Source organism: Pseudomonas sp. JL3 (genome assembly GCF_031570575.1).
In the GTDB taxonomy this organism is placed as follows: domain Bacteria; phylum Pseudomonadota; class Gammaproteobacteria; order Pseudomonadales; family Pseudomonadaceae; genus Aquipseudomonas; species Aquipseudomonas cucumis.
This window is the reverse complement of sequence record NZ_JAKWJK010000023.1, coordinates 32,697-54,896: the sequence shown is the minus strand read 5'-3', so window position 1 is coordinate 54,896 and position 22,200 is coordinate 32,697. Positions and strand designations below refer to the sequence as shown.

The 22,200-nt window shown below is 60.6% G+C and carries 19 protein-coding genes; 11 read left to right on the top strand and 8 right to left on the bottom strand.

Annotated features, from left to right (window positions below):
• Positions 1-200: 200 nt before the first annotated feature.
• From MMG91_RS26345 to MMG91_RS26335, 3 genes are all read right to left on the bottom strand, one after another.
• A complete protein-coding gene (locus MMG91_RS26345) occupies positions 201-842 on the bottom strand; it encodes a DUF1345 domain-containing protein (protein WP_310661172.1) in 642 nt (213 codons plus the stop codon).
• A 175-nt stretch (positions 843-1,017) separates the two neighbouring features.
• Positions 1,018-4,116: an efflux RND transporter permease subunit gene (locus MMG91_RS26340; RefSeq protein WP_310661171.1), complete on the bottom strand. Its 3,099-nt coding sequence runs from the start codon at positions 4,114-4,116 to the stop codon at positions 1,018-1,020.
• Between the two features lie 15 nt (positions 4,117-4,131).
• Complete coding sequence (locus MMG91_RS26335; protein WP_305445446.1) at positions 4,132-5,289, bottom strand: efflux RND transporter periplasmic adaptor subunit; 1,158 nt, start codon at positions 5,287-5,289, stop codon at positions 4,132-4,134.
• A gap of 294 nt (positions 5,290-5,583) precedes the next feature.
• On the opposite strand from MMG91_RS26335, the gene MMG91_RS26330 reads away from it, so the two are divergent.
• Entirely contained in the window at positions 5,584-6,285 is a 702-nt protein-coding gene (locus MMG91_RS26330; protein WP_310661170.1) for a response regulator transcription factor, read from the top strand.
• A 4-nt stretch (positions 6,286-6,289) separates the two neighbouring features.
• Positions 6,290-7,591, top strand: coding sequence for an ATP-binding protein (locus tag MMG91_RS26325; RefSeq protein ID WP_310661169.1), 1,302 nt, complete (start codon positions 6,290-6,292; stop codon positions 7,589-7,591).
• Between the two features lie 204 nt (positions 7,592-7,795).
• Here MMG91_RS26325 and pncA read toward each other — a convergent pair whose 3' ends face one another.
• The gene (gene pncA / locus MMG91_RS26320) at positions 7,796-8,425 is read right to left on the bottom strand and encodes a bifunctional nicotinamidase/pyrazinamidase (protein ID WP_310661168.1); all 630 of its coding nucleotides are present in this window, start codon (positions 8,423-8,425) and stop codon (positions 7,796-7,798) included.
• A gap of 254 nt (positions 8,426-8,679) precedes the next feature.
• Here pncA and MMG91_RS26315 point away from each other — a divergent pair, with 254 nt between their 5' ends.
• Positions 8,680-9,492, top strand: a complete 813-nt coding sequence (locus tag MMG91_RS26315) for a crotonase/enoyl-CoA hydratase family protein (protein WP_310661167.1) — start codon at positions 8,680-8,682, stop codon at positions 9,490-9,492.
• A 6-nt stretch (positions 9,493-9,498) separates the two neighbouring features.
• A complete protein-coding gene (gene nudC, locus MMG91_RS26310) occupies positions 9,499-10,329 on the top strand; it encodes an NAD(+) diphosphatase (RefSeq protein ID WP_310661166.1) in 831 nt (276 codons plus the stop codon).
• Here the strand turns inward: nudC and MMG91_RS26305 are convergent.
• The 3 genes from MMG91_RS26305 to MMG91_RS26295 form a co-directional block, all read right to left on the bottom strand.
• Complete coding sequence (locus MMG91_RS26305; RefSeq protein WP_305445434.1) at positions 10,297-11,076, bottom strand: TSUP family transporter; 780 nt, start codon at positions 11,074-11,076, stop codon at positions 10,297-10,299. The genes nudC and MMG91_RS26305 overlap by 33 nt on opposite strands.
• Positions 11,077-11,275: 199 nt before the next feature.
• On the bottom strand, positions 11,276-11,752 hold the full coding sequence (locus MMG91_RS26300; protein ID WP_183681829.1) for a nuclear transport factor 2 family protein: 477 nt from the start codon (positions 11,750-11,752) through the stop codon (positions 11,276-11,278).
• 56 nt (positions 11,753-11,808) lie between these two features.
• Positions 11,809-12,372 carry a TetR/AcrR family transcriptional regulator gene (locus MMG91_RS26295; protein ID WP_305501787.1) on the bottom strand — a complete coding sequence of 188 codons (564 nt, stop codon included), beginning with the start codon at positions 12,370-12,372 and terminating at the stop codon, positions 11,809-11,811.
• A 236-nt stretch (positions 12,373-12,608) separates the two neighbouring features.
• Between MMG91_RS26295 and pssA the strand changes: the two genes are divergently transcribed.
• The 7 genes from pssA (at position 12,609) to MMG91_RS26260 (ending at position 20,911) form a co-directional block, all read left to right on the top strand.
• On the top strand, positions 12,609-13,952 hold the full coding sequence (gene pssA, locus MMG91_RS26290) for a CDP-diacylglycerol--serine O-phosphatidyltransferase (RefSeq protein WP_305501785.1): 1,344 nt from the start codon (positions 12,609-12,611) through the stop codon (positions 13,950-13,952).
• 136 nt (positions 13,953-14,088) lie between these two features.
• Positions 14,089-15,102 (top strand): AraC family transcriptional regulator, encoded by a 1,014-nt coding sequence (locus MMG91_RS26285; RefSeq protein WP_310661165.1) that lies wholly within the window; start codon positions 14,089-14,091, stop codon positions 15,100-15,102.
• A gap of 167 nt (positions 15,103-15,269) precedes the next feature.
• The gene (locus MMG91_RS26280) at positions 15,270-16,934 is read left to right on the top strand and encodes an AMP-binding protein (protein ID WP_310661164.1); all 1,665 of its coding nucleotides are present in this window, start codon (positions 15,270-15,272) and stop codon (positions 16,932-16,934) included.
• Between the two features lie 16 nt (positions 16,935-16,950).
• Complete coding sequence (locus MMG91_RS26275; protein ID WP_310661163.1) at positions 16,951-17,712, top strand: SDR family NAD(P)-dependent oxidoreductase; 762 nt, start codon at positions 16,951-16,953, stop codon at positions 17,710-17,712.
• A gap of 12 nt (positions 17,713-17,724) precedes the next feature.
• A complete protein-coding gene (locus MMG91_RS26270; RefSeq protein ID WP_310661162.1) occupies positions 17,725-18,918 on the top strand; it encodes an acetyl-CoA C-acyltransferase in 1,194 nt (397 codons plus the stop codon).
• A 61-nt stretch (positions 18,919-18,979) separates the two neighbouring features.
• The gene (locus tag MMG91_RS26265) at positions 18,980-20,107 is read left to right on the top strand and encodes an acyl-CoA dehydrogenase (protein WP_223484244.1); all 1,128 of its coding nucleotides are present in this window, start codon (positions 18,980-18,982) and stop codon (positions 20,105-20,107) included.
• A 30-nt stretch (positions 20,108-20,137) separates the two neighbouring features.
• A complete protein-coding gene (locus MMG91_RS26260; RefSeq protein WP_192342987.1) occupies positions 20,138-20,911 on the top strand; it encodes an enoyl-CoA hydratase in 774 nt (257 codons plus the stop codon).
• 136 nt (positions 20,912-21,047) lie between these two features.
• On the opposite strand, the gene MMG91_RS26255 is transcribed toward MMG91_RS26260, so the two are convergent.
• Entirely contained in the window at positions 21,048-22,199 is a 1,152-nt protein-coding gene (locus MMG91_RS26255) for an acyl-CoA dehydrogenase family protein (protein ID WP_310661161.1), read from the bottom strand.
• Position 22,200: the final 1 nt, after the last annotated feature.

Genomic DNA, 22,200 nt, shown 5'->3' with positions numbered 1-22,200 from the left:
GAGGTTGCCTGGGCATCTGGCCGTACAAAGGTGCAAGTTGAGTTAGATGTAAAGTTTAATAAGTTATAAAGCTTAGGGAGGCTGGAAAAAATAACAGAGCATCGATGAGCCGGCAGAATTTTTTCTGTCGTTTCAGTGAGTTCAGGTATGGGCGTGCGCTGACATCCATTAGCGCCCAAGCTAGGGCCATGCCTGTAAGATCAGCCAAACAACCCCGCCGCAATATTGATCGAAAACCCCAAAATCGCGGTATTAAACACAAACCCGATCAACGACTGCGCCAGCACGATCTTGCGCAAGTCCCGCGTGGCCACGCCTACATCTGCGGTCTGCACCGCCACGCCGATGGTGAACGAGAAATACAGAAAGTCCCAGTAATTGGGGGTTGTCAGCCCCTCGGCAAAACGCAGCGCCGATTCCTTGCCGTTCCAGGTGTAATACAGCCGGGCATGGTGCACGCTGAAAATCACCCCGATCAGCAGCCATGAGCCGATCACCGTCAGTGCGGTGAAACCATAGCGCAGCAGTTTGCGGGCGGTTTCCAGGTCCCTGCTGCCGGCGAGTTCGAAGGTGATGGTGCCGAGGCTGGCCAGTGCCGCGATGCACACCAGCAGCAACACCAGACCGGCGTTTTCATCTTCGACCTCGGCAATGCGTTTCACGTCCGGGGCCTTGGCGCGCGCGATGAGCCAGAGCATCAGCAGCAGATAGGTCCAGACCCCGGCGTTCCAGCCGATGAGGATTTTGCTGATGATTGAATCGGCCGGAGCCAGAATGCCTGCCGCGACGCCGAGTGTGGCAGCGGCGGACAGGCGAGGGTGGGTGCGGGCGAGTAGGGGCATGAGAACTCGATGGGCCAAGGTGTTCAAACACCGTAGCCCAGCGATGTCCATTGTGAAACACACTCCCTGTAGGAGCGAGGCTTGCCCGCGAAGGCGGTGTGTCAGTCAACATAAATGCTGAATGTTACGGCGCTTTCGCGGGCAAGCCTCGCTCCTACAGGGGATGTCTTGTTGGTTAGATGTCCTTATGGCGTTTGCGCACCAGTTTCATCACCACCACAAAAAACACCGGTACGAACACCACCGCCAGGGTAGCGGTGATCATCCCGCCGATCACCCCGGTGCCGATGGCTTGCTGGCTCGCCGAGCTGGCACCGGTGGCAATTGCCAGCGGTACCACGCCGAGGATGAATGCCAGCGAGGTCATCACGATGGGACGAAGTCTCAGACGTGCGGCCTGCAGGGTGGCTTCGATCAGGTCATGGCCTTCGTCGTACAGGCTTTTGGCGAATTCGATGATCAGGATCGCGTTCTTCGCCGACAGGCCAATAATGGTAATCAGCCCGACCTTGAAGAACACATCGTTGGGCATCCCGCGCAGGGTCACGGCCAATACTGCACCGAGTACCCCCAGCGGCACCACCAGCAATACCGACGTCGGAATCGACCAACTCTCGTACAGCGCTGCCAGGCACAAGAATACGATCAGCAGCGACAGCCCCAGCAGAATCGGTGCCTGGCTGCCGGACAAGCGTTCCTGCAATGACAGACCGGTCCATTCCTGACCCAACCCCGTCGGGCCTTGCGCCACCAGCCGTTCGATTTCCGCCATGGCTTCGCCGGTGCTGTAACCGGGCGCCGGTTCGCCGGAAATGCTGATGGCCGGGTAGCCGTTGTAGCGGGTCAGCTGCGCTGGGCCCTGGGTCCAGTTGGCCCGCACGAAAGCCGATAACGGGACCATTTTCTCGGTGTTGTTGCGCACGTGAATCTTCAGCAGATCGGCGACCTGACTGCGTTGATCACCTTCGGCCTGGACCACCACTCGTTGCATCCTTCCCTGGTTGGGGAAGTCGTTGATGTAGGCCGAACCCACGGCGGTGGACAGCACGTTGCCAATGTCGGCAAACGAAATCCCCAAGGCGTTGGCTTGCTTGCGGTCGACTTCCAGTTGCACTTGCGGCGCTTCAGCGAGGGCGCTTTCGCGCACGTTGATCAGGACCGGGCTCTTCTCGGCGGCGGCCAGCAATTGGCTGCGCGCCTGCATCAGCGTGGCATGGCCAAGGCCGCCACGGTCTTGCAGGCGGAACTCGAAACCACTGGAAGTGCCGAGGCCATCGACTGGCGGCGGCAACACCGCAAAGGCCATGGCATCCTTGATCTGACTTAGCGCGATGTTGGCCCGGTCGGCAATCGAACTCGCCGAATCGTCACTCCCCCGATCCGACCAATCTTTGAGCGTGGTAAACGCCAGCGCGGCGTTCTGCCCACTGCCGGAGAAGCTGAAACCGAGAATCACCGTGCTGTCGCCGACGCCCGGTTCGGTGGCGTTGTGCGCTTCGATCTGCTCGACCACCTGCACCGTGCGGTTCTTGCTCGCACCCGGTGGCAGTTGAATGTCGGTGATGGTGTAACCCTGGTCTTCCACCGGCAGAAACGAGGATGGCAGACGACTGAAGCACAACCCCAGACCGATCAGCAGCACACCGTAGATCAACAGGTAACGGCCGGTGCGTTTCAACGCATACGCGACCCAGCCCTGATAACGCTCGGTCAGTTGTTCGAAGCGTCGGTTGAACCAGCCGAAGAAGCCGCCCTTGGCATGATGCTCGCCCTTGGCAATTGGCTTGAGCAGCGTCGCACACAGCGCCGGGGTCAAGGTCAGGGCGAGGAATGCCGAGAACAGAATCGAAGTGGCCATCGACAGCGAGAACTGCCGGTAAATCACCCCGACCGAACCCTGCATGAACGCCATCGGAATGAACACCGCCACCAGCACCAGGGTGATGCCGATGATCGCCCCGGTGATCTGTTTCATCGCCTTGCGCGTCGCGTCCTTGGGCGACAGGCCCTCGGTGGCCATGATCCGCTCGACGTTCTCCACCACCACAATCGCGTCGTCCACCAGAATGCCGATGGCCAGCACCATGCCGAACATGGTCAGCACGTTGATCGAGAAGCCCAGCGCGAGCATGGTTGCAAACGTGCCCATCAGCGCTACCGGCACCACCAGCGTCGGAATCAGCGTGTAGCGGATGTTCTGCAGGAACAGGAACATCACCGCAAACACCAGCACCATCGCCTCGACGAGGGTGTAGACCACTTTGGTGATCGAGACTTTGACGAACGGCGAGGTGTCGTACGGAATCTTGTATTCGACACCGGCCGGGAAGTAGCGCGCCAGTTCATCCATCTTCGCCCGCACCAGTGTCGCAGTGCTCAAGGCATTGGCGCCCGGCGACAGTTGCACGCTGACGGCGGTGGACGGTTTACCGTTCAGGCGGGTGGAGAACTGATACTCCTGACTGCCGATCTCGACCCGCGCCACATCGCCGATGCGCACGGTGGAGCCGTCAGGATTGGCCTTGAGCACGATGTCGGCGAATTCTTCAGGCGTCGACAGCTGGCCTTTGACCAGAATGGTCGCGGTGATTTCCTGCGTGGTGCGAGTCGGTAGGTCGCCGATGCTGCCCGCGGAAACCTGAGCATTTTGCGCAACGATGGCGGCGTTGACATCGGACGGGGTCAGGTTGAAGCCAATCAGTTTCTGCGGATCGATCCAGATCCGCATCGCCCGTTCGGCACCGTACAGCTGGGCCTTACCGACGCCGTCCAAGCGCTTGATCTCGTTCATCACGTTGCGCGCCAGGTAATCACTGAGCGCCACGTCGTCGAGCTTGCCATCGCTGGAGGTGAGGGTGATCAGCAGCAGGAAACCGGCGGAGACTTTCTCCACCTGCAAGCCCTGCTGGGTGACCGCTTGCGGCAAGCGCGACTCCACCGCTTTGAGGCGGTTTTGCACATCGACCTGCGCCATTTCCGGGTCAGTGCCCGGCTGGAACGTCGCGGTGATGGTAGCGCTGCCGAGGCTGCTCTGGGATTCGAAATACAGCAGATGGTCGGCGCCGTTGAGTTCTTCCTCGATCAGGCTGACCACGCTTTCGTCCACGGTTTGCGCCGAAGCACCGGGGTAGGTGGCGTAGATTTCGACTTTCGGCGGCGCAACGTTCGGGTACTGCGCCACCGGCAACTGCACAATGGCCAGCGCACCGGCCAGCAGGATGAACAAGGCGATCACCCAGGCGAACACCGGGCGGTCGATAAAGAACTGCGGCATAAAGAAGCGTCCTGCTTACTGACCAGAAACCTGGGCAAGTGGAAGAGGGGTGTCGTCGATCTGGACTTTTTCACCGGGGCGCGCGTGTTGCAGGCCTTCAGTGACGATGCGGTCGCCGGGTTTGAGGCCGTGGGTGACGATCCAGCGATCGTTCTGCACCGGGCCCAGTTCGACCGGTTGCTGGCCGACCCGCTGCTCGGCGTCGAGCAACAGCACCTGGGCGACGCCGGCGCTGTCACGCTGGATGGCCCGTTGCGGCACGCTGATACCTTGCTGATTGAACGCTTGCTCCAGACGCACGCGCACGAAGCTGCCCGGCAGCAAGTCGAGGTCCGGGTTGGGGAATTCGCTACGTAGAATGATCTGACCGGTGCCTGGGTCGACGGTGATGTCGGTGAACAGCAACTTGCCCGGCAGCGGGTAGAGGCTGCCGTCGTCCTGAATCAACGTGGCTTTGGCCTGACCTTGGCCCACTTCCTTTAACTGGCCGGAACGGAACGCGCGGCGCAGGTCGTTGAGTTCACGGGTCGATTGCGTCAAGTCGGCGTGGATCGGGTTCAACTGCTGAATCAATGCCAGCGGTGTAGTTTCGTTCTGCCCGACCAGCGCGCCTTCAGTCACCAGCGCCCGGCCGATGCGCCCGGAAATCGGCGCGGTGACGGTGGCGTAACCCAGGTTCAGTTTCGCCCGCTCCACGGCGGCTTTGTTGGCAGCGACGTCGGCGGCGGTCTGCCGGGCATTGGCGCGGGCGTTATCGTAATCCTGGCCGCTGATGGCGTTGCCTTCGATCAACTGGGCGTAACGCTGCTCTTGCAGCCTGGCCTGGAACGCGTTGGCCTCGGCCTTGCGCAATGCGGCTTCGGCGCTGTCCAGGTCGGCCTTGAATGGCGCCGGGTCGATACGGAACAGAACGTCGCCTTTTTTCACGTCGCTGCCTTCGTGGAAGGCCCGCTGCAACACTACGCCGGCGACTCGGGCGCGCACTTCGGCAATCCGTGGCGCGGCAATCCGCCCGCTCAGCTCGCTACTGATCGACAGCGGCCGGGCTTCGATGGTTTCGATCCGCACACTGGCCAGCGGCGCCTGTTCTTCCGCGGTCGAGGACTGGTCGCAAGCGCTCAGCGTCAACGCCAGTGCGATCAGGCTGAGCGTGGCAAGCAGATTCTTTGACATGTAGATACCCCAATAATGACCTCCCGTATCCTACGGGGAGGCGAGGAGGGTAGCGGTGAAGCTTTGTAGGTGCTGTGTGAAATTGTGTAAGGGTTTTGCTCAGGCGGGCGTGAGGGCGTATATCCTTGGCGCCTTGAAATTTAATGCGACAGATGTACCGCTATCGCGGGCAAGCCCGCTCCCACAGTGGTCTGTGATGTTCACAAAATCTGTGTCCACATCAAATCCCTGTGGGAGCGGGCTTGCCCGCGATGACGATCTATTCGGCGCCACTGCACTTTCTGGAAACACCCCATGCCCAACATCCTCCTGGTCGAAGACGACTCCGCGCTCTCCGAACTGATTGCCAGCTACCTGGAACGCAACGGCTATTGCGTCAGCGTGATCAGCCGTGGCGACCATGTGCGCGAACGTGCGCGGGTCAATCCTCCAGACCTGGTGATTCTCGATCTGATGCTGCCGGGGCTCGACGGTTTGCAGGTCTGCCGTTTGCTGCGAGCCGATTCGGCGACTTTGCCGATCCTGATGCTCACCGCTCGCGACGACAGCCACGATCAGGTGCTGGGCCTGGAAATGGGCGCCGACGACTACGTCACCAAACCCTGCGAGCCCCGTGTGTTGCTGGCCCGCGTACGTACGCTGTTGCGCCGCAGCAGTCTCAGCGAACCAATGACCGCCAACGACCGTATTCTGATGGGCAACCTGTGCATTGATCTGTCCGAGCGCACCGTGACCTGGGGTGAGCAACTGGTCGAACTGTCCAGCGGTGAATACAACCTGCTGGTGGTGCTGGCCCGACATGCCGGCGAAGTACTGAGCCGTGACCAGATTCTGCAACGCTTGCGCGGTATCGAATTCAACGGCACCGACCGCTCGGTGGACGTGGCTATTTCCAAGCTGCGACGCAAGTTCGACGACCACGCCGGCGAGGCGCGCAAGATCAAGACAGTGTGGGGCAAGGGCTACCTGTTCAGTCGCTCCGAGTGGGAATGCTGAGTCGATGTTCAGAATCCTGTTTCGCCTCTATCTGGTAACCATCGTCTCGTTCAGCGCGGCGATCTACCTGGTGCCGGACCTGGTGATCCAGGTCTTTCATGAACGTTTTGTCACCTACAACCTCGATTACTCCCGAGGTTTGCAAACGCTGATCGTCAAGCAGTTTCGCTCGGTGCCGATTGAGCAGTGGCCGGCGCTGGCAGACGAAATGGACAAGGAATTCCAGCCGCTGAACATTGTACTGGCCCGCAACGACGACGCCGAGTTCACCCCGGATGAGCGTCAACGCTTGCAGCGCGGCGAGAATGTTGTGCGCATTGGCGATTGGGGCTGGCGCACCTTGGCCGTGACGCCTTTGAACGAGCAAATGGTCGTGGAAATGGTCGTGCCGCCGGACCCGACGGACGTCAGTTGGTTGTACTGGAGCATCAACGTACTGATCGGCGCGACCATGCTCGCCTGTCTGTTGCTGTGGTTGCGTCCGCACTGGCGCGACCTGGAACGCCTCAAAGGCACCGCCGAACGCTTCGGCAAGGGCCACTTGAGCGAGCGCACGCAGATTTCCTCCAGCTCCAATATCGGCAGCCTGGCCCACGTGTTCGACACCATGGCTGGCGACATCGAAAACCTGCTCAACCAGCAGCGCGACCTGCTCAACGCCGTGTCCCACGAACTGCGCACGCCACTGACGCGGCTGGATTTCGGCCTGGCCCTGGCGCTGTCCGACGACTTGCCCGCTACCAGTCGCGAACGTCTGCAAGGCTTGGTCGCGCACATTCGCGAACTGGATGAGCTGGTGCTGGAACTGCTGTCTTACAGCCGACTGCAAAACCCGGCGCGGTTGCCGGAACAGGTCGATGTGTCGCTGGATGAATTCATCGACAGCATCCTCGGCAGTGTCGACGAAGAGCTGGAGTCCCCGGAAATCGTCATCGATGTGCTGCTTCACGGCCAGCTCGAACGCTTCTCGCTGGACCCGCGACTGACCGCCCGCGCAATCCAGAATCTGCTGCGCAACGCCATGCGCTATTGCGAAAAACGGATTCAGATCGGGGTGCAGGTGTGCGCCAAGGGCTGTGAGATCTGGGTGGATGACGATGGCATCGGCATTCCGGAGGAAGAGCGGGAGCGGATTTTTGAGCCGTTTTATCGGCTGGATCGTAGCCGGGATCGCGCCACTGGCGGGTTTGGGTTGGGCCTGGCCATCAGCCGCCGGGCGCTGGAAGCGCAGGGTGGCACACTCACCGCGCAACCGTCGCCGCTGGGTGGGGCGCGGTTCCGACTTTGGTTGCCGACACCTGCCTGAATCTGGTTGGTCAAGGTGAAACCCGACAGTAGCAGCTGCCGAGCTCGCGAGGCTGCGTTCGGCTGCGAAGCAGTCGTAGAATCAGGCAACCGGTTCTTTCAGAAGACCGTGTTCGCCGGGATTGCGAGGACTTCGTCCTAGAACGCAGCCTCGCGGCTCGGCAGCTGCTACAAACCACGCGGGAGCATGGGAGCGATCAGCAGCTCAGCCGAGTATTTCGGTTGATGGAATCAACCCAACCCCCGCCACTTGCATCTGTTCAATCGCTGCCGCCAACGAGCCGTCCAGATCAATCGCGCGACATGCATCCATCACCACAAACGCATTGAACCCCGCCGCCCGCGCGTCCAGCGCAGAAAACATCACGCAAAAATCCAGCGCCAGTCCGACCATATAAACCGTGTCGATGCCGCGTTCTTTCAGATACCCGGCCAAGCCTGTGGTCGTGGTTCGATCAGCCTCCAGAAACGCCGAATAACTGTCGATGTCCGGATTGCAGCCCTTGCGGATGATCAGTTGGACGTGGGGCAGCTCCAGTTCCGGGTGGAACTCGGCGCCGGGTGTGGCGCGTACGCAATGCTCAGGCCAGAGCGTCTGCTCGCCGTAAGGCAGTTGAATCACGTCGTAAGGTTTGCGTCCCGGGTGGCTGGAAGCAAACGAGGCATGACCGGGCGGGTGCCAGTCCTGGGCAATGATGACCTGTTTGAACTGGCGGCCGAGGCGGTTAATCAAGGGCACGATCAGATCGCCCTCCGGCACCGGTAATTGACCGCCGGGAATGAAGTCGTTCTGTACGTCGATAACCAGCAAGGCAGCACGTGAAGAAATTGGCATAGATAGGGTTTCCTCCTTGGAAAGTCAGGGACAAGCATAGTGACAACTTTGCTGGTGCGCTAAGCCGGTTTCATGAAATGGCTGCGCTTGTGTAAGAGAGGCCGTTGGATCGGCGGTGTGGCCTTTGCGGGCAAGTCCAGCCACTAAAGAACCTGAAGCCAGTCCCGCATTTGGCCGAACCGCTGCCTTACTGTCGGCACGGATGCCTTGTTATAGTTCGGGCCTCATATTCTGCCCGGTAAAGGATCACTGCCATGTCTCAATACACCGCCTTCAGCGTCGAACTGGCCGATCACATCGCCCATGTGCAGATCAATCGTCCGGAAAAAATCAATTCGATGAACGCCGCGTTCTGGAGCGAGATCATCGAGATTTTTCAGTGGATCGACGACACTGATGAGGTGCGGGTGGTGGTGCTCAGTGGCGCCGGTAAGCATTTTTCTTCGGGCATCGACCTGATGATGATGGCCGGTATGCTCAATGAGTTGGGCAAGGACGTCAGCCGCAATGCACGGCTGCTACGACGAACGATCCTCACGCTGCAAGCGTCCTTCAATGCCGTCGACAACTGCCGCAAACCGGTGCTGGCGGCGATTCAGGGCTATTGCCTGGGCGGTGCCATTGACCTGATTTCGGCCTGCGACATGCGTTACGCCGCCGAGGACGCGCAATTTTCCATCAAGGAAATCGACATCGGCATGGCCGCCGATGTGGGTACTTTGCAACGCTTGCCACGGATAATCGGTGACGGCATGCTGCGTGAACTGGCTTACACTGGTCGCACCTTTGGTGCCGACGAAGCGCGCAACATCGGTCTGGTCAATCGCGTCTACAGCGATACTGCCAGCCTGCTTGAAGGCGTGATGGGCATTGCCCGCGAGATCGCCGGCAAGTCGCCGATTGCTATCACCGGCACCAAAGAGATGATCAGCTACATGCGCGACCATCGCATCGATGACGGCCTCGAATACGTCGCCACCTGGAACGCCGCCATGCTGCAATCCACCGATCTGCGCGTGGCCATGGCCGCCCATATGAGCAAACAGAAACCCGAATTTCTGGATTGATTAACCATGACTTCACGCTGGACCACCGCAGTACTGGACACCGATCAACCCGGCGGCTGGGCCGTGGCGCGCAGCCCCGAAGGCTTTTTGTTCGATGACAATGGCACGCTGTTTCCACGGGAATGGCTCAAGCGTCAGGACCTGTCGATTCTCGCCGAGCACGGCATCGGTCATCTGGATGGCGAACCGGTCTACCTGCTGGAGTTGCGCAGTCACAGCGAAGTGCCTGGCTGCAACTGGAAAGGCCTGCGGGCGTTCATGCTCGAGGGCGATCACACCGTTTACAAAGTTCTCGGCTATGCCGCGCAAATCGGGACCTGGGCCCGTGAACACCGCTTCTGCGGTAATTGCGGGCAGGTGATGAGCCAAGTGCCGCGTGAGCGGGCGATGTACTGTGAACCGTGTGATATACGCCACTATCCGCGCATTTCACCGAGCATGATCGTGCTGGTGACCCGTGGCGACGAGGTTCTGTTGGCCCGCTCGCCGCGTTTTGTCACCGGGGTCTACAGCACCTTGGCGGGGTTTGCCGAGCCGGGTGAGTCGGCCGAAGACTGCCTGATTCGCGAGGTCCGCGAAGAGGTGCAGATCGAGGTCAAAAACATCCAGTACATGGGCAGTCAATGCTGGCCGTTCCCGCATTCGATGATGCTCGGTTTCCACGCCGAGTACGCCGGCGGCGAGATTGTCTGTCAGGAAGACGAGATCGAAGACGCCCAGTGGTTCAACGTGCACGAGCTGCCGCCGTTGCCGGCGTCTCGCTCGATTGCCCGTTACCTGATTGACGTCTATGTGGCGCGGCGCTTAGGCCACGCTGAACCAGTGCTGCCAGGCTAACCGGACGGTCAAGCCGAGCACCACGGTGATGAACACCGGACGAATGAACTTCGCACCGCCGCTGATGGCGGTGCGCGCGCCGAAGAAGGCGCCGACCATTACCGACAGGCCCATGCTCAGGCCGATAATCCAGTCCACCTGCCCGGAAAATATGAACACCGACAGCGCCGCGATGTTGCTGACGAAGTTCATGCTGCGCGCCACGCCGCTGGCCTTGACCAAGTCGATGGGGTACATCAGCAGGCTGCTGACGGTCCAGAACGCACCCGTTCCCGGACCAGCCACGCCGTCGTAGAAGCCGAGGCTGAAGCCTTGGCTCGATTGCCACTTTTTCTTGATCGGCGCGTTGCTGTCCAGCGGCGCCTTCGGTGTGCCGCCGAACAACAGATAAAGGCCGCAGGCGAAAACGATCACCGGCAGCATCTTGTTCAGCCATTCGGCTGGCAAGTAATGCGCGACCACGGCGCCGGTGAGTGCGCCCACCAGTGTGCCGACGATGGCGTGCATCCACTGCCGAGGATGGAACAGCTTGCGTCGGTAGAAGGTAAAACTGGCAGTGGCCGAGCCGAAGGTCGAGCTGAGCTTGTTAGTGCCCAGCACCAAATGTGGCGGCAGGCCGGCAGTCAGCAGCGCCGGCGTGGTCAATAGACCGCCACCGCCGGCGATGGCGTCGATGAAACCGGCAATGAAAGCGACGACGGCCAGAACGGCCAGGGTAGTGAGGTCAACGCTGAGTTCGAAAGGCATGGAATGGGCTTATTCGGCAGGGCGCAGAAGTGGGCTGCGGGAAAGGCCGGTATCTTACCCATAAAGTTATCCTGGTACAGCCGATCGTTCCCACGCTCTGCGTGGTAATGCCGCCACGGACGCTCCGCGTCGGCTGTGACGCAGAGCGTCACGAGATGCATTCCCACGCGGGAGCGTGGGAATGCTCAGTAGGGTGAAGTTACAGGCCCAGATCGGACAAGCCCGGGTGATCATCCGGCCGGCGGCCCAGCGGCCAGTGGAACTTGCGGTCGCTTTCCTTGATCGGCATGTCGTTGATGCAGGCGTAGCGGTTGAACATCAAGCCGTTCTCGTCGAACTCCCAGTTTTCGTTACCGTAGGAACGGAACCAGTTGCCCGAGTCGTCATGCCATTCGTAGGCATAACGCACGGCGATGCGGTTGTCGCCATGGGCCCAGAGTTCCTTGATCAGCCGGTAGTCCAGTTCCTTGGCCCATTTACGGGTCAGAAAACTTTTGGCTTCTTCGCGGTTGTGGGCGAACTCGGCGCGGTTACGCCATTGGGTGTCCAGGGTGTAGGCCAGGGACACCCGTTCCGGGTCGCGGGAGTTCCAGCCGTCCTCGGCCAGGCGAACTTTTTCGATGGCCGATTCACGGGTAAACGGCGGCAATGGCGGACGAACTTCGGCAGTAGACATATAAAGTCTCCCTATCAAATTAACGTTCAAGCAAGTTGTCGGGCTTATTAGAAGTGTTACAGGTCCAATAACTTTCGCGCCATGCATTGCGCATTATCGGCGGCACTGTGATCACCCATCACAAGCGCTACGGTAATGGCACCGTCGATCAGGATCAGCAGCTGTTTGGCCAACGTCTCCGGGTCTTGAGCACCATGTTCGGTACAGAGCTCGCGCACGTAGTCGAGCAGCTTCTGTTTGTGGTCTTTGGCAACCAGGCGAACCGGGTCTTGCGCATCGCCGGTTTCGCCACTGGTGTTAATGAATGCACAGCCGCGAAAGCCTTCAGAGGCGAACCAGGCCTTGAGCACGGTAAACAGGCTGAGCAGCCGCTCGGCCGGGGTTTGCGCCTTGCCGACTTCGCTTCGATACCAATTCATCCAGCGCACATCGCGGCGTTGCAGGGCCGCGACGGTGAGCTCCTCCTTGTTGGCGAAGTAGCGGTAAATACTTTTTCTGGAGACGCCGGCGGTTTTCACCAGAAGATCCATGCCGGTGGCAGCAATGCCACTTTTGTAGATCAACTTTTCGGTGACGTCCAGAATGATGTCGCGTGTGTCGTTGCTAGTGATTTCGTTCATGTGGCTAACAGTAGAATGATCGTTCTCCTTGGTCAACGGTTTTTTGTAGTGATCGTTCCCACGCTCTGCGTGGGAATGCTGCCATGGACGCTCCGCGTCCAGCGTTAATGTGACGCAGAGCGTCACGAGATGCATTCCCACGCGGAGCATGGGAACGATCGGTGCGGTGGGAAGACCCAAGGCAATCCATGGTGTAAGCTCTCGGGTTCTTCGGATTCGACCCTTTTGCGAGCCCTATGCCGTCGCTTTTCAAACGCTCTCTGCTGCCTAAACTGCGCAGTTTTCCGCTGACCGCCGATGCCGTCACCATCCTCTCTGGCGCCGCCGAGTTCCGTCGTTGCCTGCTGGAACAAATCGCCCAGGCCACCCAGCGCATCTATATCGTCGCGCTGTACCTGCAACAGGATGAGGCCGGGCAGGAAATCCTCGACGCCCTGCACGCCGCCAAACGGGCACGCCCGGAACTGGACGTGGTGGTGGTCGTGGACTGGCTGCGTGCCCAGCGCGGTTTGATCGGTGCCGGCAAGCAACCGGGCAACTCGGCCTGGTATCAGGAAACGACCCGCACCCACGAAAGCGTGGTGCCGGTGTACGGCGTGCCGGTGCAGACCCGCGAGCTGTTCGGCGTGCTGCATTTGAAGGGCTTCGTGATCGACGATTGCGTGCTGTACAGCGGCGCGAGCCTGAACAACGTTTACCTGCACAAGTTCGACAAGTACCGCTTCGACCGCTATCACCTGCTGCAGAACCAGGCGCTGGCCGATTCGATGCAGCACTTGATTCAGCACGGTCTGATCGCCTCCAAAGCGGTGCATCGCCTCGATCTGCCGAACCTGCCGACCACTCGCAGCCTGCGCAACGACATCGGTGACTTGCGCAGCCGTCTCAAGCACGCGGCGTACGACACCACGGCGGGCAGTACGGCGAAGGGCGGTTTATCCGTCAGTCCATTGCTCGGTGTGGGCAAGAACAACCCGTTGAGTCGGGTGATCTGCGAGTTGATCGCCAGCGCCCAACATCAGCTGACCATCTGCACGCCGTACTTCAACCTGCCGCTGGCAGTGACCCGGGAAATCAATCGGGCGCTGGCACGGGGCGTGAAGATCGACATCATCGTCGGCGACAAAACCGCCAACGACTTCTACATTCCGCCCAGCGAGCCGTTCAAGGTGATTGCGGCGCTGCCATACCTTTACGAAATCAGCCTGCGACGCTTTGCCAAGCGTCATCAGCGCAGCATCGACAGTGGCAAGTTGAACCTGCATTTGTGGAAGGATGGCGATAACACCTATCACCTGAAGGGCATGTGGATCGATCAGCGCTACACCTTGCTGACCGGCAACAATCTCAACCCGCGGGCGTTTCGTCTTGATCTGGAGAACGCGTTGCTGATCGATGATCCGAAAGGTGAATTGCTGGAGCCCCGTGGCAATGAGTTGGTGGAGATTTTCCGGCACACCAGCCGCATCGAGCGGTATCAGGAGCTGGAAACACTGCCGGATTACCCGGCGGGGGTGGCCAAGTTTCTCAAGCGTGTGAGTCGGGTACGGATCGAGCGGTTGTTGTATCGGATATTGTAGGGATTAGTACGGCGGGGTGGGTGCGTTGCCGGTGAGATTGTCATCGCGGTACAAGCCCGCTCCCACAGGGATCTGCGCCGGGCTGGTGGCTGCGCTAATATGCCCACCATTCAAATAACAAGGCTCACCCCGGTCCATGTCGGAAAAAGACACCATCTCCATTCAACTGGTGCGTGAAGCACTGTTGCAAAGTTGCGCCCCGGGCGCTGCCACCGAAGAGGTGTTGAACAAGGTCGGCATCGATCCGGCGTTGCTGGAAACCACCGACGCCCGTGTTCCGGCCACCGCCTATGCGCGGCTGTGGCGCTTGCTGGCCCGGCGCGGTGACGATGAGTTTTTTGGCATGGACCCGCGCAAGCTCAAGTCCGGCAGTCTGGAGTTTCTCTGTCGTTGCTCGATGGTTCAGCCGAGCCTGGCCGCCGGGCTGACCTCGGGGCTGAGTTTTTTGTCGTTAATGCTTGAGCGCATGCCCGCGCAGCTGGTTCGCCAGCAAAGCCTGGCGGAAATCGTCCTGCTGGAGGACGAAGACCCGCGCCGCGCCTTCACCTATTTCACTTACTGGATGATCGTGCACGGCGTGGCCTGTTGGCTGGCGGGGCGGCGGATACCGATCCTGGCCATTGAGTTGCGCTGCCCGGCGCCGGATTTTTGTGATGACTATCGGGTGATGTTCTCCGAGAACCTGCGGTTCGACCGGCCGCGCACGCGGATGATTTTCTCGGCCGATTGCCTGGATTTGCCGATCAAGCGCAGCCCTGAAGAGCTCAAGCGTTTTTTGGCCCATGCGCCGGCGAATATTCTGGTCAAGTACCGCGATCCCGAAAGCCTGGCCAGTCGGATCAAGCACGACTTGCGGCAACTGCCCGCCGAACACTGGCCGGAAACCGAGGCGCTGGCGCAACAACTGTGCATGTCGGCGTCGACCCTGCGTCGACGCCTGGCCGAAGAGGGTCAGACGTATCAGGGGCTCAAGGACAGCGTGCGCAAGGAATTGGCCATCGTCTGGCTGGCCGAACCGGCCATCAGCTTCGCTGAAATCGCCACCCGTTTGGGGTTTGCCGATGCGAGTTCGTTCTACAAGGCGTTTCGCAAGTGGTCGGGGTCAAATCCGGGGCATTATCGGAGTTTGATTCTTAACGAGGCCAGCTGATCGATCGTTCCCACGCTCTGCGTGGGAATGAGGTAGGTAGTGACCTTGGCCAAACCAGTCACACAACTTGATAGCTTTGACCATTGTCCCGCTCCCCGCGCAGAGCGAGTATTTCCCTGTTAATTACGGTTCCCCCAACCTAATAAAAATACAGAGGGATTCTGGCAATGCGCGATTACTTGTCTGCCACGTCACAGTTCAATTATCAGCACACCGTCGATGCCGCGCTCACAGGGTCGTTGAGCGCGCTCAATGCCTGCGTCGAGTGTTGCGACCGGCATGCCTTGCCGGGGCGCATCGCGCTGTTCTGGGAAGGCCGCGACGGCGCCAGCGCGACCTACACCTTCAGCGACTTGCAGGACAAAGCCGCGCGGTTTGCCAATTTCCTGTTGGCCCAGGGCGTGAAGAAGGGCGATAAAGTCGCCGGCCTCTTGCCACGCAACATCGAATTACTGATCACCGTGTTCGCCACCTGGCGCATCGGCGCGGTCTATCAGCCGCTGTTTACCGCCTTCGGCCCGAAAGCCATTGAACATCGCCTCAACAGCTCCGGCGCCAAAGTGGTGGTGACGGATGCGGTTAATCGCCCGAAACTGGCTGAAGTGGCCGGCTGCCCGACCATCGTCACCGTTGGCGGTCCCAAGGGCCAGGGCATCGTGCGTGGCGACTTCAGTTTCTGGGCCGAACTGGCCAATTATTCCTCCGAGTGTGAACCGGTATTGCTGACTGGCGAAGACCCGTTCCTGCTGATGTTCACCTCGGGCACCACCGGCCCATCGAAAGCGCTGTCGGTACCGCTCAAGGCGATCGTCGCGTTCCAGAGTTACACCCGCGACGCGGTGGATTTGCGCCCTGAAGACGCGTTCTGGAACGTCGCCGATCCGGGCTGGGCCTATGGCATCTATTTCGGCGTCACCGGGCCGATGGCGATGGGGCACCCGATCACCTTTTACGATGGCCCGTTCACCCTCGAAAGCACCTGCCGGGTGATCAACAAATACGGGATCACCAACCTCGCCGGTTCGCCGACCGCGTACCGCTTGCTGATTGCCGGTGGCGACGAGTTTGCCCGTTCGATCAAGGGCAAGCTGCGCATTGTCAGCAGCGCCGGCGAGCCGCTGAACCCGGAAGTGATCCGCTGGTTCGCCGATAACCTCGGCGTGGTGATCCACGACCATTACGGCCAGACCGAACTGGGCATGGTTTTGTGCAATCACCACGGTCTCGAACATCCGGTACACGTCGGCGCTGCCGGCTTCGCCTCGCCGGGCCATCGCATCGTAGTGCTCGACGACGAATACAAAGAACTGGGCATCGGCCAGCCAGGCATTCTGGCCATCGACCGTACCCAGTCGCCGATGTGCTGGTTCGGTGGTTACGAAGGCGCGCCGACCAAGGCCTTCGTCGGCAACTATTACCTGAGCGGCGATACCGTGGAGTGGAACCCGGACGGCAGCATCAGTTTCGTCGGTCGCAGCGACGACGTGATCACCACCTCCGGCTACCGCGTCGGCCCGTTCGATGTAGAAAGCGCACTGATCGAACACCCGGCAGTGGTCGAAGCCGCCGTCATCGGCAAGCCCGATCCGGAGCGCACCGAGCTGGTGAAAGCCTTCGTTGTGCTCAGCCCGCAATACCGCGCCGAGCCTGCGCTGGCCGAAGAGCTGCGCCAACACGTGCGCAAGCGTCTGGCAGCGCACGCGTACCCCCGTGAAATCGAATTTGTCAGTGAATTGCCGAAAACCCCAAGCGGCAAATTGCAACGCTTTATCTTGCGCAATCAGGAAATCGCCAAGGCTCAAGAGGCCGCCGCGAAGAACGTTTCAGCTTGAATCCAAGGAAACAATGATGCAGATCGAAAACAAGGTTTTTCTCGTCACCGGCGGTGCCTCCGGCCTCGGTGCCGCCACTGCTGAAATGCTGGTGGCCGCTGGCGCCAAAGTGATGCTGGTGGACATGAACGCTGAAGCCGTCGCGGCGCAGGCTGCACGTCTGGGCGCGCAAAGCGTGGTCGCCGACATCAGCAATGAAGCGGCGGCCGAAGCGGCGGTCCAGGCGACGGTCAAAGCGTTTGGGGGCCTCAATGGTCTGGTCAACTGCGCCGGCATCGTCCGCGGCGAGAAGATCCTCGGCAAGAACGGCCCCCATGCACTGGACAGTTTCAGCCAGGTGATCAACGTCAACCTGATCGGCAGCTTCAACATGTTGCGCCTGGCGGCGGCGGCGATTGCCGAAACCGAAGCCAACGAAGATGGCGAGCGCGGCGTGATCATCAACACCGCCTCGGTCGCGGCCTTCGACGGCCAGATCGGTCAGGCCGCGTATTCGGCGTCGAAAGGAGCCATTGCCAGCCTGACCTTGCCCGCCGCCCGTGAACTGGCGCGCTTCGGCATCCGCGTGATGACCATCGCCCCGGGCATTTTCGAAACGCCGATGATGGCTGGCATGACCCCTGAGGTGCGCGAATCCTTGGCTGCTGGCGTGCCGTTTCCACCGCGCCTGGGTAAGCCGAGCGAGTACGCCGCGCTGGCCAGGCATATCATAGAAAACAGCATGCTCAACGGCGAGGTGATCCGTCTCGACGGTGCCCTGCGCATGGCCGCGAAATAAGGAGGATTAGACATGACACTTTCCAACGATCCGATTGTTATTGTCAGCGCCGTCCGCACCCCGATGGGCGGTTTCCAGGGCGAACTGAAAAGCCTGACCGCGCCGCAGCTGGGCGCCGTGGCGATTCGTGCTGCCGTCGAACGCGCCGGTGTCGCTCCTGAATCTGTAGAAGAAGTGCTGTTCGGCTGCGTACTCTCCGCCGGCCTCGGCCAGGCCCCGGCGCGGCAAGCGGCACTGGGCGCCGGGCTGGATAAATCGACCCGATGCACGACGCTGAACAAGATGTGTGGCTCGGGCATGGAAGCCACGATTCTGGCTCACGACATGCTGATCGCCGGCAGTGCCGATGTGGTGGTCGCCGGGGGCATGGAAAGCATGTCCAACGCGCCGTACCTGCTGGACCGCGCCCGCAGCGGTTACCGCATGGGCCATGGCCGGGTGCTCGATCACATGTTCCTCGATGGCCTGGAAGACGCCTACGACAAGGGCCGCCTGATGGGCACCTTTGCCGAGGATTGCGCCGAAACCAACGGTTTTACCCGCGAATCTCAGGACGCCTTTGCCATCGCTTCGACCACCCGCGCCCAACAGGCGATCAAGGACGGCAGTTTCAACGCCGAGATCGTGCCTCTCACCGTGACCGTCGGCAAAGAGCAGGTACTGATCAGCCACGACGAACAACCGCCGAAAGCCAAACTGGACAAGATCGCCTCGCTGAAACCGGCGTTCCGCGACGGCGGCACCGTGACCGCGGCGAACTCCAGTTCGATCTCCGATGGCGCGGCGGCACTGGTGCTGATGCGCCGTTCCGAAGCAGAGAAACAAGGCCTGAAACCGCTGGCGGTGATTCATGGTCACGCTGCATTTGCCGACACGCCAGGGCTGTTCCCGGTGGCACCGGTGGGCGCAATCAAGAAGCTGATGAAGAAAACCGGCTGGTCCCTGGACGAAGTTGAGTTGTTCGAAGTCAACGAAGCCTTTGCGGTGGTCAGTCTGGTGACCATGACCAAACTGGAAATCCCCCACGAGAAGATCAACGTTCACGGCGGCGCCTGCGCCTTGGGTCACCCGATCGGTGCGTCTGGCGCACGGATCCTCGTGACCTTGCTCTCGGCCTTGCGCCAGAAAGGCCTGAAACGCGGTGTTGCAGCGATCTGCATCGGCGGCGGCGAAGCCACGGCCATGGCTGTGGAATGCCTGTACTGAGGCTGACACTAATCCCTGTGGGATCGGGCTTGCGTTTCAACTTGAATTTTAAGGACTTGGCATGATTCCCAATGACGAACAACTCCAGATCAGCGACGCGGCCCGGCAGTTCGCCCAGGAACGGCTGAAACCGTTCGCCGCCGAATGGGACCGTGAACATCGCTTCCCCAAGGAAGCCATTGGCGAAATGGCCGACCTGGGTTTCTTTGGCATGCTGGTCCCGGAGCAGTGGGGCGGTTGCGACACCGGTTACCTGGCCTACGCCATGGCGCTGGAAGAAATCGCTGCGGGCGACGGCGCCTGCTCGACCATCATGAGCGTGCACAACTCGGTGGGTTGCGTGCCGATCCTCAAGTTCGGCAATGACGACCAGAAAGAACGCTTCCTCAAGCCACTCGCCAGCGGCACGATGCTCGGTGCGTTTGCTCTGACCGAACCACAAGCCGGCTCCGATGCCAGCAGCTTGAAAACACGTGCCCGGTTGGATGGCGATCACTACGTGCTCAACGGCTGCAAGCAGTTCATCACCTCCGGGCAAAACGCCGGAGTGGTGATCGTGTTTGCGGTGACCGACCCGAGTGCCGGCAAGCGGGGGATCACGGCGCTAATCGTGCCGACCGATTCGCCGGGCTATAAAGTCGCGCGGGTCGAAGACAAACTCGGTCAGCACGCCTCTGACACCTGCCAAATCCTCTTTGAGGATGTGAAAGTCCCGGTGGCCAATCGACTGGGCGAGGAGGGCGAAGGCTACAAGATCGCCCTGGCCAACCTCGAAGGCGGCCGTGTCGGCATCGCCTCGCAATCGGTGGGCATGGCCCGCGCCGCGTTCGAAGCGGCCCGCGACTATGCTCGTGAACGCGAGAGCTTCGGCAAGCCGATCATCGAACACCAGGCGGTAGCCTTCCGGCTGGCGGACATGGCCACCCAGATCGCCGTCGCCCGGCAGATGGTGCATTACGCGGCGGCCTTGCGCGACAGCGGCAAACCGGCGCTGGTGGAAGCGTCCATGGCCAAGCTGTTCGCTTCGGAAATGGCCGAGAAGGTCTGCTCCTCGGCGTTGCAAACCCTCGGCGGTTACGGTTACCTGAACGATTTCCCGCTGGAGCGGATCTACCGCGACGTGCGGGTGTGCCAGATCTACGAAGGCACCAGCGACATTCAGCGCATGGTCATTTCGCGCAATCTTTGAGAAGGAGTCCCCTCTGTGAGCAATAAAGAGCTGAACTACGAAACGATTTTGCTGGAAACCCACGGCCGCGTCGGCCTGATCACCTTGAACCGTCCGCAAGCGCTGAACGCGTTGAATGCACAGATCGTCAGCGAACTGAACCACGCCCTCGATGGCCTGGAAGCCGATTCGAATATCGGTTGCATCGTGTTGACCGGCTCGAAAAAAGCCTTCGCCGCCGGCGCCGACATCAAGGAAATGGCCGAGCTGACTTACCCGCAGATCTACCTCGACGACCTGTTCAGCGACAGCGATCGCGTGGCCAACCGCCGCAAGCCGATCATCGCCGCGGTCAACGGTTTCGCCTTGGGCGGTGGTTGTGAACTGGCGCTGATGTGCGACTTCATTCTGGCGGGTGATAACGCAAAATTCGGCCAACCGGAAATCAACCTCGGCGTGCTGCCAGGCATGGGCGGCACCCAGCGCCTGACCCGCGCGGTGGGCAAGGCCAAGGCCATGGAAATGTGCCTGAGCGGGCGTTTGATCGATGCGGTGGAAGCGGAGCGTTGCGGCATTGTTGCGCGCATCGTGCCGGCGGATGAACTACTGGAAGAAGCGCTGAAAGTCGCGGCGCTGATTGCCAAGAAGTCGCTGCCGATTGCGATGATGGTCAAGGAAAGCGTCAATCGCGCCTTTGAAGTCAGCCTGTCGGAAGGCGTGCGCTTTGAGCGTCGGGTGTTCCATGCGGCGTTTGCCACGCAGGATCAGAAGGAAGGGATGGCGGCGTTTATTGCCAAGCGTGAGGCGGAGTTCGTCGGCAAGTAACCCACACTGATCGTTCCCACGCTCTGCGTGGGAATGCCTCAACGGACGCTCCGCGTTCGGCTTTTGATGGGACGCGGAGCGTCCCGGGCTGCATTCCCACGCGGAGCGTGGGAATGATCATGTCTGCGGCGACTCTCTAGACCAGGTAGTGCTTCAACTCCCGGGCAATCACCATCCGCTGTATCTCGCTCGACCCTTCATAAATCTGCGTGATCCGCGCATCCCGGTAGTAGCGCTCCACCGGGTAATCCTCCAGATACCCATACCCGCCATGAATCTGTATCGCCGAGGAGCAGACCTTCTCGGCCATCTCCGAGGCAAACAGCTTGGCCTGTGAAGCCTCCGACAGACACGGCTTGCCAGCACTGCGCAACCTTGCGGCGTGCAGGATCAGCAAACGCGCGGCGTTCAGTCGGGTGTGCATGTCGGCCAGCATATTGGCGATGCTCTGGTGCTCGATGATCGGCTTGTCGAACTGTACCCGATCCCGCGCGTAAGCCAGCGCCGCTTCGAACGCCGCACGGGCGATGCCCAAGGCTTGCGCGGCGATGCCGATGCGGCCGCCTTCGAGGTTGGAGAGGGCGATGGCCAGGCCTTTGCCGCGTTCGCCCAGCAGATTGGCCTCGGGAACGGTGCAATTGTTAAGGGTGACGGCGCAGGTATCGGAAGCGCGGATGCCCATCTTGTGTTCACTGCGGTCGACGATGAACCCCGCGGTTTCGGTCGGCATCAGGAACGCCGAAATGCCGCGTTTGCCCAGCTCCGGATCGGTCACGGCAAACACGATCGCCAGCTTCGCCCGCTTGCCATTGCTGACGAATTGCTTGGCGCCGTTGATCACCCACTGGCCGTCGCGCAGTTCGGCGCGGGTGCGCAGGTTGTGGGCTTCGGAACCGGCCTGGGGTTCGGTGAGGCAAAAGCAGCCGATGGCCTGGCCGCTGGCGAGGTCCGGCAACCATTGCTGTTTCTGTTCTTCGGTGCCGTAGTTGAGCACCGGCCCGCAGCCCACGGAATTGTGGATGCTCATCAGCGCACCGGTGGCGCCGTCACCGGCAGAAATCTCTTCCACCGCCAAGGCGTAGGCAACGTAGTCGACATAAGTGCCGCCCCATTCCTCGGGCACCACCATGCCCAGCAGACCCAGCTCACCCATCTTCGCCACCAGACCGTCATCGATCCAGCCGGCCTTTTCCCAGGCTTGTGCGTGGGGCGCGATTTCGCCGCGGGCAAAATCCCGGGCCATGTCGCGGATCATCACTTGTTCTTCGCTCAATTCGATATCGTGCATG

Excerpts from the sequence above, each read along its gene's own strand:
- MMG91_RS26305 (WP_305445434.1), bottom strand. The coding sequence starts at position 11,076 with ATGCCTTTCGAACTCAGCGTTGACCTCACTACCCTGGCCGTTCTGGCC.
- MMG91_RS26285 (WP_310661165.1), top strand. The coding sequence starts at position 14,089 with ATGTCGGAAAAAGACACCATCTCCATTCAACTGGTGCGTGAAGCACTG.
- MMG91_RS26335 (WP_305445446.1), bottom strand. The coding sequence starts at position 5,289 with ATGTCAAAGAATCTGCTTGCCACGCTCAGCCTGATCGCACTGGCGTTG.
- MMG91_RS26325 (WP_310661169.1), top strand. The coding sequence starts at position 6,290 with ATGTTCAGAATCCTGTTTCGCCTCTATCTGGTAACCATCGTCTCGTTC.
- pncA (WP_310661168.1), bottom strand. The coding sequence starts at position 8,425 with ATGCCAATTTCTTCACGTGCTGCCTTGCTGGTTATCGACGTACAGAAC.
- MMG91_RS26265 (WP_223484244.1), top strand. The coding sequence starts at position 18,980 with ATGATTCCCAATGACGAACAACTCCAGATCAGCGACGCGGCCCGGCAG.
- MMG91_RS26345 (WP_310661172.1), bottom strand. The coding sequence starts at position 842 with ATGCCCCTACTCGCCCGCACCCACCCTCGCCTGTCCGCCGCTGCCACA.
- MMG91_RS26295 (WP_305501787.1), bottom strand. The coding sequence starts at position 12,372 with ATGAACGAAATCACTAGCAACGACACACGCGACATCATTCTGGACGTC.
- MMG91_RS26280 (WP_310661164.1), top strand. The coding sequence starts at position 15,270 with ATGCGCGATTACTTGTCTGCCACGTCACAGTTCAATTATCAGCACACC.
- MMG91_RS26300 (WP_183681829.1), bottom strand. The coding sequence starts at position 11,752 with ATGTCTACTGCCGAAGTTCGTCCGCCATTGCCGCCGTTTACCCGTGAA.
- MMG91_RS26270 (WP_310661162.1), top strand. The coding sequence starts at position 17,725 with ATGACACTTTCCAACGATCCGATTGTTATTGTCAGCGCCGTCCGCACC.
- nudC (WP_310661166.1), top strand. The coding sequence starts at position 9,499 with ATGACTTCACGCTGGACCACCGCAGTACTGGACACCGATCAACCCGGC.
- pssA (WP_305501785.1), top strand. The coding sequence starts at position 12,609 with ATGCCGTCGCTTTTCAAACGCTCTCTGCTGCCTAAACTGCGCAGTTTT.
- MMG91_RS26275 (WP_310661163.1), top strand. The coding sequence starts at position 16,951 with ATGCAGATCGAAAACAAGGTTTTTCTCGTCACCGGCGGTGCCTCCGGC.
- MMG91_RS26315 (WP_310661167.1), top strand. The coding sequence starts at position 8,680 with ATGTCTCAATACACCGCCTTCAGCGTCGAACTGGCCGATCACATCGCC.
- MMG91_RS26340 (WP_310661171.1), bottom strand. The coding sequence starts at position 4,116 with ATGCCGCAGTTCTTTATCGACCGCCCGGTGTTCGCCTGGGTGATCGCC.
- MMG91_RS26330 (WP_310661170.1), top strand. The coding sequence starts at position 5,584 with ATGCCCAACATCCTCCTGGTCGAAGACGACTCCGCGCTCTCCGAACTG.
- MMG91_RS26255 (WP_310661161.1), bottom strand. The coding sequence starts at position 22,199 with ATGCACGATATCGAATTGAGCGAAGAACAAGTGATGATCCGCGACATG.